This window comes from Flavobacterium piscisymbiosum, assembly GCF_020905295.1.
In the GTDB taxonomy this organism is placed as follows: Bacteria; Bacteroidota; Bacteroidia; order Flavobacteriales; family Flavobacteriaceae; genus Flavobacterium; species Flavobacterium piscisymbiosum.
This window is the reverse complement of record NZ_JAJJMM010000001.1, coordinates 1,383,507-1,395,495: the sequence shown is the minus strand read 5'-3', so window position 1 is coordinate 1,395,495 and position 11,989 is coordinate 1,383,507. Positions and strand designations below refer to the sequence as shown.

Sequence of the window (11,989 nt, the reverse complement as noted above, 5' to 3'; positions counted from 1 at the left end):
AAATAAAGTGTTTAAATTATTTTATCTATTTTGGGCATGAAAATTATTTTAAAGGCTTTTAATCAGTTCTTAGAATTATATCATTTATCGGGGAATATAGTTTTCCAATCGTCTTTCATGCTGATTACATGATATTTGTATTTGGCGGCAGTATTTAAGGATAAATTATCTTTTTCCTGATAACTGTATTCTCTAATAGAGTCATTATGATTTACAATCATTTGAAAAGAAGGATATTTGCTTCCTGAGGAATATCTTAACATGGCAAGATCGCCCGCTCCGCCTTCGTTACCGCAGGCAAAAACCGGTCTTTGGCCAATGTGTAATTGTATCCCGATTGGTTTTCCTGCCTTATCGTTAAGAAGATCCAAAGCCGGTTCTCTTTTTACGCTATTGGCTGCATCATCAAAAGAGTATTTAAAAGAAGTTCCTACTACTTGTTCTTTTGGGATTCCGTAAAAATCAGCTGATATTGCTCTGACTAATTCAATAGTTCCACCTGTTACAATGAAAGTTTTGAAACCATTTGCACGCAAATAATTCAAAAGCTCCAATTGTGGCTGATATCTAATTTGTTTTAGCGGAACGTTTTTACCAGGATATTGGGCACTAGCAAAAAACTCTTTTGTAGAAGCTTCAAATTCATCTTCGGTCATGCCTGTATGTGTGGCAGCCACTAATTCGATAAGGGCTTTATCGCCACCTTTTTCAAAAAAGGTTTTGTCTTTTTCAACTACAGCCTTAAAAGGTTGTTTTTGAGCTAATTCAGGCTTAGCTTCAATCATTTTCTTAACGCGGTAAAAAGCAAATAATTCCTGAACGTATGGTTTTTCAGCCCAAAGCGTTCCGTCATTATCAAAAGTCGCTATTCTGTTTTCTATAGGAATAAAATCCGGACTTCCTTCTTTTGTAACCTTAGTAACATAAGCAATTATATCTTTTTTCAAAGCTCCGTCATTCCAGCTTGGTAGCGGATCCCCGCTTGTCGCAATAGTTTGCGTACTATCTTTAGGATTAGTGGTAGCGATAGTATCAGACTTTTTGCACGAGCCCAACAATAATAAAAACAAGGGCAATATATATAGTTTTTTATACATGATATTGATTTTTAAATTATTGAAAAGCCTGAGTTATGAGAATAACTCAAGCTTTATTAATCCTAATTTTTTTTATTTTTTCTTTTTATCTGTTTTTGCATTTGCATCATCAACACTTTCATTTGCAGCACCTGGCAGAATTTTTCTTTCTTTTTCTAAAAATGCCTTCGCTTTTATTTGTAATAATTTTTGCTCCAATATAGTTGTTGGGTTAAAACTTGGAGGCACCGACCGCGGAGGATATTTATCAAATGTTTCAGCAAAAATAAATACCTGCTCCATAAGACCATATACAGATGGAACATGATTCATAATCCAATCCCAATAGGTATTCGAAGTGATATCTGCCCTTTCATAAGGATCTTGCATTAAATTGAAAATTTTTTGCATACGAAGTTTTGTAAAAGGTTCTGCCCAAAGCCCCATCGTACCCTGCATACGCTGTTCAGCAAAAACATATTTATAATCTCCCTGACGTAAGCCTACCAATAAACCATCATCATCTGAATAAAAGAATTTATCTCTTACACTTGGTCCTGTACCACGAAGCAATGCAGATTGATCGAATCCATCTAAGTGAACATTGTAGTTTTTACCATTTGCATTATAACCGTTCAATAATTTTTTTACTAAATCTGGTTCACCTGCAATTGAAGCCAATGTTGGCATCCAGTCATTATGACTCATCAGCTCATTTGTAATTTGCCCTGGTTTGATAACTCCCGGCCAACGCACTAAACAAGGAACTCTAAAGGCGCCTTCCCAGTTTGTATTTTTTTCAGAACGAAATGGGGTCATAGCACCATCAGGCCATGTATTCATATGAGGACCATTATCTGTAGAATACACCACAATCGTATTATCAGCAATACCCAAATCGTCTAATGCTTTTAAGATATCTCCAATTGTTAAATCGTGTTCGATCATACCATCTATATATTCACTGTCTCCATGAGTATATCTCCCTCTATGCTCTGCTCTAACGTGTGTACGAAGGTGCATACGCGTAGCATTGAACCAACAGAAAAATGGTTTTCCGGCAGCGGTTTGTCTTTTTATAAAATCAATAGCTGCAGCAGATGTTTCATCATCTATAGTTTCCATTCTTTTTTTAGTAAGAGGACCTGTATCTTCGATTCTTTGTTTTCCTATTTTTCCAAAACGAGCATCTGGAATACTAGGATCATCAACATTTGTTGCAGTACATTTCAAAACTCCTCTTGGCCCGAATTTTTTCAGATAAGCTGGATCTTTTGGATAATCCGGCAATTCTGGTTCTTCTTCAGCATTTAAGTGATATAAGTTTCCAAAAAATTCATCAAATCCGTTCACTGTAGGTAAGCTCTCGTTACGGTCTCCAACGTGATTTTTACCAAACTGACCTGTAGCATAACCCAAGTTTTTCATGATACCTCCAATTGAAGGATCTAACTGACTCATACCCATAGGCGCACCTGGAAAACCTACTTTAGTTAATCCACTACGAATCCCGTGTTGCCCCGTTAATAATGCAGCACGCCCTGCGGTACAACTTTGCTCTCCGTAATATTGTAGAAATCGCAATCCTTCGTTCCCAATACGATCGATATTAGGCGTTGTATATCCCATTAATCCATCACTATAAGCACTTATATTGGTTGTTCCAATATCATCTCCCCAAAGAATAAGAACATTGGGCTTTTTTGTATTCTGTGCATTCGTTATCGAAAAACAAGTTAATGCAAAGAGCATTAGTGAATTTCTAAATCCATTTTTAAGTCTACTTTGTTTCATGGTACTAAAATTTATTAATAAATCCTTTTATTAGCCAACATTTTATATAAGAAAATTACTATTTTAAATAGCCAGATGCGCGAAGTTAAATTTGGTTTATATCAATTCTCTATATGTTTAACAGGTATATTTTGAAACAAGAATTTTCTTAACTTTTATTTAACTGTCTCAAAATTAACCAATAAAAAAACTAAGAATAGCATTTATATGGTCTGACATTGTTTCATTTTATAAAATGAAACAATAAAAATGTCTTATTTTACTCCTAATTGTTTGATTTTATAAAATATGCTGCATAAAATGATTTAATCAGTAACCAGATTTTTGAATTTTATTCTGATAAAAAAAAGCGTCAGAACAACACTTTTAATTTGATATGATTTTTTATTAAAATTTAAACGCAAGATTTCAAATTTTAAATGGTTCGAAATTTTCAATCTTTTTTGATTTGTTATTTCAAGACAAAATTTTAATTTTTTATCTTAATTATTTAAAGCGAAAACTGCTTAAAAAGATTCCGAATCTTATTTTTATAATTCATCTCTGAAAATAAATTCATTAGCATCTAAACAAAAAAAGACTCATGATTTTATCATAAGTCTTTTACAAATCAAAAAAGTTTAAACCAAAAAAAAGCCATTCGATATCGAATGGCTTTTTTATATTATAAATAAAGATTACTCTATTTCAGAAACTCTCATGGTATTTACCATTCCTTTATCCTTAATTGGCATAGCTGCAAGGTTAATTAAATAATCACCTTTTGTAGCATATCCTTTTTCAACTGCAATTTTATTTACATCTGTTACAGTATCATCTGTACTTACGTCTTTATCATAGAAGTATGATTTTACTCCCCATAATAAATTCAATTGTGTTAAGATTCTTCTGTTTGAAGTAAATACTAAAATATGTGCAGATGGTCTCCAAGCCGAAACCTGAAAAGCAGTGTATCCGCTATTTGTTAAAGTACAAATTGCTTTTGCTTTGATTTCGTTAGCCAATAAAGCTGCCTGATGACAAACTGTTTTAGTAACAAAACGTTTTGTTTTAATTTGTGGAGTGTTTTGTGGAACCTGAATTAGCGGAGAATCCTCTACAGCTTCACAAATTTGTGTCATTTTTTGAATAACTTGTACTGGATAATTTCCTGTAGCAGTTTCTCCAGACAACATTACAGCATCAGCACCGTCCATTACAGAGTTTGCAACGTCGTTTACTTCAGCTCTTGTTGGTGTAAGACTTGTAATCATTGTCTCCATCATTTGTGTAGCAACGATAACAGGAATTCTTGCAATTTTTGCTCTGCGGATCAAATCTTTTTGAACCAATGGTACTTCGTGAGCAGGAAGTTCAACTCCTAAATCTCCACGTGCCACCATTAAAGCGTCGCAATATGCTACAATTTTATCCATGTTCTCAAGAGCTTCCGGCATTTCAATTTTAGCTACAATCGGAATTTTATATTCTGAATGTTTAGCGATCAATTCTTGTAAGTCTTGTAAATCGCGAGGTGTTTTTACAAACGAAAGTGCGATCCAGTCTACTTTTTGCTCAATAGCAAAAATAGCATCTGCAATATCTTTTTCAGTCAAAGCTGGTAAAGAAATCTTAGTGTTTGGAAGATTAACTCCTTTTTTAGATTTTAATTCTCCACCCTGAATTACTTTAGCAACAACTTCAGTCTTTTTATCAGTAGAAATAATTTCGAAAATCAATTTACCGTCATCAAGCAAAATACGCTCTCCCGGATTCACATCATTTGGAAAATTTTGGTATTTCATGAATACTTTAGAAGCAGTTCCTAAAATATCTTCTGCTGTTGTAAAAGTGATTAAATCACCATCATGAACAACAGTTCCTTCCTCCATTACACCAACTCTTAGTTTTGGTCCCTGTAAATCTCCAAGGATTGCAGTTGTGTAACCAAACTCTTCGTTTAGTCCTCTAATAATATTAATTTTCTCTTTTACACCTTCGTAATCAGCATGCGAAAAATTAACTCTAAACACATTAACCCCTGCATCGATCATATCTTTAATGATCTCTCTCGTACCACATGCAGGACCAAGTGTAGCGACAATTTTGGTTTTTTTGTTTGTTAACATTTTTTTTAAAAAATTAGATTGTTTTTTGATTTTATTTTATCGGTATCTACAGCATAAATAGCTGCAATACTCTCGATGGTATTTAATTGTTGTTGAATTTCTGAAAAATCGAGAGCCTCTTCGCTATTCTCTATTTTCAGGAAAAAATCTACTTTTTTGAATTCAGGAAGTAAATGAATTGTTGTTGAAACCTCACTTGTTTCATTGGAAAACAAATCCTGGGAATCATTTCTACTCGTTGAAATGATTTCATTTTTATTCTGAATTAAATTCCATGAAACTGTTTTCTCAGCATCATAATAATAGAATCTCGAAAAATTTGCCTCGCCTTCTTTAGTCTGAGCATGGATCTCGTTTTTGCTCTTACTTAAGTTTATCGGAAGGTTTTTATTGATAAAATAGGCCAATCTATAATCTTCTAATGAAGTATGAATTGCCATTAAATAATAATCAATTTCGTCAAATTCGTCTAAATCCAATCTATGAATAGCCATGTCATGAAAAATCAAGGTGTAAATATACTATTTCTAGCGGAGCTTAAATAGTTAAGATGTGCTTGTTTTTATTAATTTATAAACGAAAACGTTATAGCTTTAAGATAGTTACACTAAAATTGTAGCTATTTCTTGTCTATTTTTTCCTGAAATGCAAAATAAGCTCTTTGTGATGCTTTCTCTTCTGCTTTCTTTTTTGAAGTTGCCCGCGCTCGTGCGATTACTTTATCGTCTATACTTAATTTAACGCCAAATAAGCGCTGACCGTCTATACCGTTATCCTCAAAAATGTCGTAATGAAAGACTCTCTTTTCTTTCTGACACCATTCGATAACCAAACTTTTATAACTAATTACTTTGCCTTCAAGTCGTGCAATATCAACATAAGGAGCAACAACCCGCTTTTGAATAAACTTTTCGCAAAATGCATATCCTTTATCCAGATAAATAGCACCTACAAGTGATTCGAAAATATTACCATGAATATTTTCTCCAAAATGCTGAATAGGTACTTTGCTTTCTACAAAACGAACTAAATTTAAATCTTTACCCAGCTCATTCAAATGTTCGCGACTCACAATTTTTGATCGCATTTTAGTCAGATAACCTTCGTCGCCATTTGGTGCTTTATTAAATAAATGTGCTGCAATTACGGCACTTAACATAGCATCTCCTAAAAACTCTAATCGCTCATAATTTATTGGATGTCCTGATTCGTCTATTTTATTTGAAGACCTATGTGTGAAAGCTTTCTTATAAAAATCGATTGTAGCAGGCTGAAAACCAAGTATTTTCTGAATAGTGTCAAAAAAAATCCCGTCTTCTAGAGAACGGGATTTAGAAAATATTTTTTTGATAAAATTCATATACAGAAATTAGTCAACTAATTTTTTAAACAATACGCAAGCATTGTGTCCACCAAAACCAAAAGTGTTACTCATAGCAACATTTACTTCTCTTTTTTGAGGTTTGTTTAAGGTAAGATTCAATGATGGATCAATATTTTCATCCACTACCGTATGGTTGATAGTTGGAGGAACAATACCATATTTCATTGCCAGGATAGATGCAATAGCTTCAATAGCTCCTGCAGCACCAAGTAGGTGTCCTGTCATTGATTTCGTAGAGTTGATGTTGATGTTTTTTGCATGCTCACCAAATACAGCACTGATTGCTTTCAATTCGGCAACATCTCCTAATGGAGTAGAAGTTCCGTGAGTATTGATATGATCAATATCTTCCGGTTTTAATCCAGCATCTCTTAATGTATTTTTCATTACTGCAATAACTCCAATTCCTTCCGGATGTGGTGCAGTTAAATGATAAGCATCAGATGACATTCCGCCTCCGCCAACTTCGCAATAAATTTTTGCACCTCTGGCTTTAGCATGTTCGTATTCTTCAAGAACCAAAGCTCCTGCTCCTTCTCCTAAAACAAAACCATCTCTGGTTGCATCAAAAGGTCTTGAAGCCGTTTCCGGGCTATCGTTTCTTGTAGATAAAGCGTGCATAGAGTTAAAACCTCCCATACCCGCAATAGTAATAGCAGCTTCTGAACCACCTGATACAATTACATCACACATTCCTAAACGAATGTAGTTGAAAGCATCGATTAATGCATTTGCAGAAGATGCACATGCAGAAACAGTAGTATAATTTGGTCCCATATAGCCGTTACGCATCGAAATGTGCGCCGGGGCAATATCGGCAATCATTTTAGGAATGAAAAACGGATTGAATTTTGGTGTTCCGTCTCCTTTTGCATAATAAATAACTTCATCCTGAAAAGTCTCTAAACCACCAATTCCAGCTCCCCAGATAACACCCACTCTTGTTTTGTCGATATTATCATCAGTAAGTCCGGCATCTTTGATAGCTTCATCACTTGCAGCGACAGCATATTGAGCGAATTTATCTAATCTACGAGATTCCTTGCGATCCATGTAATCTTCAATATTGAAGTTTTTTACTTCACAGGCAAATTTCGTTTTATGCTTCTCTGTATCATAATATGTGATAGGAGCGGCTCCGCTAACCCCATTCACAAGTGCCTCCCAATAATCCTGAATATTATTCCCGATCGGAGTAAGAGCACCTAATCCTGTTACAACAACTCGCTTTAACGTCATAAATATGTATTTTGTACTTTAAACAAATAAAACCCATGCTTTCTTAACTGTAATGTTTACTTAAGAGCCATGGGTATTACAATATAAATATATCTTTTTGATTGAAAACCAATCGAAATTTAAATTTTAAAAAAAATAATAACACCCGATCCTTAGAAATTACAAAAATCAAAAGTCAAATTCCAATTGGAATTTGGAATTTTAAAAATTGGTATTTTTAGAAACCGGGTGCAGTATTATTATTTTTTAGCTTCTTCGATATAAGAAATAGCTTGACCAACAGTAGCAATGTTTTCTGCTTGATCGTCTGGAATTTGAATATCAAATTCTTTTTCGAATTCCATAATAAGCTCAACAGTGTCTAATGAGTCAGCTCCCAAATCATTAGTGAAGCTTGCTTCTGTTACAACTTCGTTTTCGTCAACACCTAATTTGTCTACGATAATCGCTTTTACTCTTGATGCAATGTCTGACATAATCTTTAATTTTAGAATTTAATTTGTTGGCAAAAATAAAAAACTTTATTTTAAAACCACGATTTAGTTTATAAATGTAACACTAATTTATAAAATTAATTTCAAGAAAGCTTTTTTAATACTATTTATTTTCGATTTTTATTCCGTTTTTTGCATTCTCAAATTATATTCAATTATGAAAAAAATTATTGTTTTTGCCTCAGGATCAGGAACTAATGCCGAAAACATCATAAAGTATTTTGCGAAAACCAAAATTGCAAAAGTCGTTTCGGTTTTTACAAATAATGCTGCGGCAAAAGTCATCGAAAGAGCAAAAAATCATCAAATTCCAACCGAAATTTTCTCAAAAAGTGAATTATTAGAAAGTAACCTCTTACAAAAAATACAAGAAATCGACCCGGATATGATAGTTCTGGCAGGTTTCTTATTGAAATTCCCGGATCATATAATCGAGAAATATCCTAATAAAATAATCAACATCCATCCGGCACTTTTACCAAATTACGGAGGTAAAGGAATGTACGGCATGCACATACACCGCGCTATAGTGAATAATAAAGAGAAAGAAACCGGAATTTCTATTCATTATGTAAATGAACACTATGATGAAGGCGGTATCATTTTTCAGAAAAATGTAGCCTTAACGGAGGACGATACGCCAGAAACAGTAGCCGAAAAGATTCACGAACTGGAACAAAAGTATTTTCCTGAAATTATTTCAAGATTATTGGAAGATTAAACTGTAAAAAATTAAACCATATAAGTTATATAAGAATATATAAGTTGAACTCTAATTGACTTTCTTAATCTTGACAAAGAAATATAAGCTGTATTATTAAATGAACTTATATCAGTTGGACTCTAATTAACTCTTTTAATACTTGACAAAGAAATATAAGCTGTATTATTTAAATGAACTTATATAACTTATATGGTAAAAAAAAATAACAATGAATCACGAAGTACATATATATACTGATGGCGCTGCAAAAGGAAATCCCGGAAACGGAGGATATGGCGTAGTGATGGAATTGGTGGGAACGCCACATAAAAAAGAATTCTATGAAGGTTTCCGTTTGACTACTAATAACCGAATGGAGCTTCTGGCTGTAATTGTAGGTCTCGAAAAACTAAAAAACCCAAATATGAAGGTTTTGGTGGTTTCAGATTCTAAATACGTGATTGATTCTGTAGTGAAAAAATGGGTTTTTGGCTGGGAGAAAAAAAACTATACCGGCAAAAAAAATCCTGATTTATGGAAACGGTTTTTAATTATTTACCGCAAACATCAGGTCGATTTTAAATGGATTAAAGGTCATAACAATCACCCACAAAACGAACGCTGCGACGAATTGGCTGTTATGGCGGCTATGCAAAAGAACCTTTCGGTTGATGTTTATTACGAAACCATCGGCTCAAAATCATAAAAAAAATAACGCGTCAAAAAACAATTGTTTCTGACGCGTTTTCTCGTTATCAAAAGTACTAGCTTAAACGATTTTATTGCTTATCTAAATCTTTGGCTCTGTGAAATCCTACCAGCAAACCTACTCCAGACATGGTGATAATCGTTGCCGGATATACCACATCTGAATTCATTGCTGTATAAGTAGAAAGAAATAAAGCAATAAAAAATCCAAGTCCGATACCTATTAAAAGAAAAGCTGTATTCAGAATAAGGATTTTCCAGGCCGGAACTCCATTGGTTCTTCCTTTTAAAAAGATACTGGCATCGACTCCTTTTTCTATAAGTGCTAAACGTTCTCTGTTTCTTGTTGAATAAATAAGATAAACGATTCCGAAGATCATTAAGAAAAGACTGATTGGTACTAAAATTTGTGCTCCCATAATTTTTTATGTTTTTATAATTGATTGATACCCCATATGACGACATGTTTTGAATTGAGGTTACAACTTTCGATAAAAAAAATCAAAATTTAAATTCCAAATTCCAAAACTTACTGATTATGAGTTAATTTTGAGTTTAAAATTGTTTTTTGAGAAACGATATTTTCGTCGAGATGACAATATTGGAGTTAAACTTTGTCAAAGTTTTAAACTTTGACAAAGTTCTACAAACATATAGATTAGAATTTAAACTACATTTCCTCTTCTGAAGTTGGAATTTGAAATTTATTTATTTTTTAAAAAAATCTTGTAACCTAAACACAGAACGTGTCGTCTTACCTATTATGAGTACAATAAGTGATCAACATTATATAGATAAAGTGTTGCAGGGCGAGACCAATGCGTTTGCCGTGCTGGTTGATCGTTATAAAGATATGATCTTTACATTGGCTCTAAAAATGATTAAAAACAGAGAAGAAGCCGAAGAAGTTGCACAAGATACTTTTATTAAAGCGTATAATTCTTTAAGCAAGTTTAAAGGCGATTCTAAATTTTCGACCTGGATTTATAAGGTTGCTTATAATACGTGTTTAGATCGTTTGAAGAAAAATAAAAAAGAAGACAACAATATATCCATAGACGAATTTTCGGCTCATTTAATAAAAACTATGGACAATGCTTTGAGCGCTTTAGAAGACAAAGAACGAAAGCAAACCATTCAGAATTGTTTGAATTTATTACCGAGAGAAGAGAATTTCTTGCTAACTTTATTTTATTTTGAAGATCAGAGTTTAGAAGAAATTGGAAAAGTCATGAATATTAATGCTAATAATGTTAAGGTAAAACTATTTAGAAGCCGACAAAAATTAGCTGTAATTTTGAAAAAGCAATTAGAACCAGAAATAATAGAATGTTATGAAAGAAAATGATAAAGAAATAGAAAATCTGATTGAAAGAATGATGGCCGAAAATACTTTGGAGTCACCATCTATTGATTTTACTTCAAAAATAATGTCTAAGGTTTTAGTGGCTGAAAAAAGCAAAATCAAAGCTTACAAACCTTTGATTTCTAAATCTACATGGATTTTTATTGGTATCAGTTTAATTGCCTTGACCGCTTATGCTATTTATTTCAATAACGACATTTCTAATTTTGAAATAGCTAAAACATATTCGGATAAAGCTTCTACTCTATTTTCAGGAATTCATTTTTCTACAAATGTGCTTTATGCTTTATTGGTGGTTCCTTTTATGATTTTGGTTCAGATTGGGGTTTTGAAAAATTATTTTGATAAGAAGTATGAGTTGTAGTAATCACCTTCATTTTTCTACTCATCTTATTTTTGAAATATTTATTTAACTTTACAAAAGCATTATTTAATAATAGACTTATAGAGTATAATGACTGAATCTTCAAAAGAAATAAAATATACAACTTTAGAATCTGCTTACAAAGCTGGAATTATAAAAAAAATAAGTGCAGTCCGCGCAAATAAAAACAACTATCTATTTATAACTTTAATAGCTCCTAATGAAAATAACAACAATTTCTATTTTTCAAAAAAATCATCTAGAAAAATATTAAAAGGAGACGTTCTGACCCATAAGCAAATTAAAAATTCTAAATTAATTCTTTCCAGCAATAAACAAGGAAGAGCACGTTTGAAATTCCTTCTGCCAAATTCTTATTACACTGACTTAAATACAATATTTGAGATTCCTAACAATCATGAATTAGAAGTATTAGATTTTCTTAGAAAAGAAATAGAATCTAGTAATAATTTTGAAGATGATGAAGAAGACGAAGACGAAGATTACAAAAATTATGTAAAACAACGTAACGCTAGTAGGCTGAGAAGAAGCTCTACTATTGAAAATAATAACGTTAAGATAAAAAGTCATCACATTGTTTCAGATAGACAATATGGCACGCATACAATAATTATTCTATTTTTAGTCGGAATTTTATTTGTATTGATATTTGGTTTAGCCAAATAGTAAATTCAATTTCAGTTAAAAACAATCAAGACACAATTCATTCATTTACAATGGTTTTAGCCCCGA

13 protein-coding genes are annotated in these 11,989 nt (G+C 32.6%); 5 read left to right on the top strand and 8 right to left on the bottom strand.

Annotation, left to right across the window (positions count from 1 at the left end; all coding sequences use genetic code 11):
* Nucleotides 1-80: 80 nt before the first annotated feature.
* The 7 genes from LNP81_RS06315 to LNP81_RS06285 all read right to left on the bottom strand — a co-directional run bounded on the left by LNP81_RS06315 (nucleotide 81) and on the right by LNP81_RS06285 (nucleotide 8,077).
* Complete coding sequence (locus LNP81_RS06315) at nucleotides 81-1,097, bottom strand: HAD family hydrolase (protein WP_230034299.1); 1,017 nt, start codon at nucleotides 1,095-1,097, stop codon at nucleotides 81-83.
* A gap of 72 nt (nucleotides 1,098-1,169) precedes the next feature.
* A complete protein-coding gene (locus LNP81_RS06310; protein WP_230034297.1) occupies nucleotides 1,170-2,870 on the bottom strand; it encodes an arylsulfatase in 1,701 nt (566 codons plus the stop codon).
* A gap of 677 nt (nucleotides 2,871-3,547) precedes the next feature.
* Entirely contained in the window at nucleotides 3,548-4,978 is a 1,431-nt protein-coding gene (gene pyk / locus LNP81_RS06305) for a pyruvate kinase (RefSeq protein ID WP_065451663.1), read from the bottom strand.
* 5 nt (nucleotides 4,979-4,983) lie between these two features.
* Nucleotides 4,984-5,472, bottom strand: coding sequence for an IPExxxVDY family protein (locus LNP81_RS06300; protein WP_065451664.1), 489 nt, complete (start codon nucleotides 5,470-5,472; stop codon nucleotides 4,984-4,986).
* Nucleotides 5,473-5,597: 125 nt separating this feature from the next.
* The gene (rnc, locus tag LNP81_RS06295; RefSeq protein ID WP_230034295.1) at nucleotides 5,598-6,338 is read right to left on the bottom strand and encodes a ribonuclease III; all 741 of its coding nucleotides are present in this window, start codon (nucleotides 6,336-6,338) and stop codon (nucleotides 5,598-5,600) included.
* Between the two features lie 9 nt (nucleotides 6,339-6,347).
* A complete protein-coding gene (gene fabF, locus LNP81_RS06290) occupies nucleotides 6,348-7,601 on the bottom strand; it encodes a beta-ketoacyl-ACP synthase II (protein WP_230034293.1) in 1,254 nt (417 codons plus the stop codon).
* A gap of 239 nt (nucleotides 7,602-7,840) precedes the next feature.
* On the bottom strand, nucleotides 7,841-8,077 hold the full coding sequence (locus LNP81_RS06285; protein ID WP_007137004.1) for an acyl carrier protein: 237 nt from the start codon (nucleotides 8,075-8,077) through the stop codon (nucleotides 7,841-7,843).
* 175 nt (nucleotides 8,078-8,252) lie between these two features.
* On the opposite strand from LNP81_RS06285, the gene purN reads away from it, so the two are divergent.
* Nucleotides 8,253-8,816 (top strand): phosphoribosylglycinamide formyltransferase, encoded by a 564-nt coding sequence (gene purN, locus LNP81_RS06280; protein WP_230034291.1) that lies wholly within the window; start codon nucleotides 8,253-8,255, stop codon nucleotides 8,814-8,816.
* 211 nt (nucleotides 8,817-9,027) lie between these two features.
* Entirely contained in the window at nucleotides 9,028-9,504 is a 477-nt protein-coding gene (gene rnhA / locus LNP81_RS06275; protein WP_230034289.1) for a ribonuclease HI, read from the top strand.
* Nucleotides 9,505-9,577: 73 nt separating this feature from the next.
* Here rnhA and LNP81_RS06270 read toward each other — a convergent pair whose 3' ends face one another.
* Nucleotides 9,578-9,925 (bottom strand): DUF6249 domain-containing protein, encoded by a 348-nt coding sequence (locus LNP81_RS06270; protein ID WP_072964728.1) that lies wholly within the window; start codon nucleotides 9,923-9,925, stop codon nucleotides 9,578-9,580.
* Nucleotides 9,926-10,269: 344 nt separating this feature from the next.
* On the opposite strand from LNP81_RS06270, the gene LNP81_RS06265 reads away from it, so the two are divergent.
* The 3 genes from LNP81_RS06265 (at nucleotide 10,270) to LNP81_RS06255 (ending at nucleotide 11,923) form a co-directional block, all read left to right on the top strand.
* Entirely contained in the window at nucleotides 10,270-10,854 is a 585-nt protein-coding gene (locus tag LNP81_RS06265) for an RNA polymerase sigma factor (RefSeq protein ID WP_230034287.1), read from the top strand.
* The gene (locus LNP81_RS06260; protein ID WP_230034285.1) at nucleotides 10,841-11,236 is read left to right on the top strand and encodes a hypothetical protein; all 396 of its coding nucleotides are present in this window, start codon (nucleotides 10,841-10,843) and stop codon (nucleotides 11,234-11,236) included. The genes LNP81_RS06265 and LNP81_RS06260 overlap by 14 nt, the downstream gene beginning before the upstream one ends.
* A 90-nt stretch (nucleotides 11,237-11,326) precedes the next feature.
* Nucleotides 11,327-11,923 (top strand): hypothetical protein, encoded by a 597-nt coding sequence (locus LNP81_RS06255; protein ID WP_230034283.1) that lies wholly within the window; start codon nucleotides 11,327-11,329, stop codon nucleotides 11,921-11,923.
* Nucleotides 11,924-11,989: the final 66 nt, after the last annotated feature.

What these genes read in the sequence shown, in the direction of transcription:
- LNP81_RS06315 (WP_230034299.1), bottom strand. Translation starts at nt 1,097, where the DNA reads ATGTATAAAAAACTATATATATTGCCCTTGTTTTTATTATTGTTGGGC.
- LNP81_RS06310 (WP_230034297.1), bottom strand. Translation starts at nt 2,870, where the DNA reads ATGAAACAAAGTAGACTTAAAAATGGATTTAGAAATTCACTAATGCTC.
- pyk (WP_065451663.1), bottom strand. Translation starts at nt 4,978, where the DNA reads ATGTTAACAAACAAAAAAACCAAAATTGTCGCTACACTTGGTCCTGCA.
- LNP81_RS06300 (WP_065451664.1), bottom strand. Translation starts at nt 5,472, where the DNA reads ATGGCTATTCATAGATTGGATTTAGACGAATTTGACGAAATTGATTAT.
- rnc (WP_230034295.1), bottom strand. Translation starts at nt 6,338, where the DNA reads ATGAATTTTATCAAAAAAATATTTTCTAAATCCCGTTCTCTAGAAGAC.
- fabF (WP_230034293.1), bottom strand. Translation starts at nt 7,601, where the DNA reads ATGACGTTAAAGCGAGTTGTTGTAACAGGATTAGGTGCTCTTACTCCG.
- LNP81_RS06285 (WP_007137004.1), bottom strand. Translation starts at nt 8,077, where the DNA reads ATGTCAGACATTGCATCAAGAGTAAAAGCGATTATCGTAGACAAATTA.
- purN (WP_230034291.1), top strand. Translation starts at nt 8,253, where the DNA reads ATGAAAAAAATTATTGTTTTTGCCTCAGGATCAGGAACTAATGCCGAA.
- rnhA (WP_230034289.1), top strand. Translation starts at nt 9,028, where the DNA reads ATGAATCACGAAGTACATATATATACTGATGGCGCTGCAAAAGGAAAT.
- LNP81_RS06270 (WP_072964728.1), bottom strand. Translation starts at nt 9,925, where the DNA reads ATGGGAGCACAAATTTTAGTACCAATCAGTCTTTTCTTAATGATCTTC.
- LNP81_RS06265 (WP_230034287.1), top strand. Translation starts at nt 10,270, where the DNA reads ATGAGTACAATAAGTGATCAACATTATATAGATAAAGTGTTGCAGGGC.
- LNP81_RS06260 (WP_230034285.1), top strand. Translation starts at nt 10,841, where the DNA reads ATGAAAGAAAATGATAAAGAAATAGAAAATCTGATTGAAAGAATGATG.
- LNP81_RS06255 (WP_230034283.1), top strand. Translation starts at nt 11,327, where the DNA reads ATGACTGAATCTTCAAAAGAAATAAAATATACAACTTTAGAATCTGCT.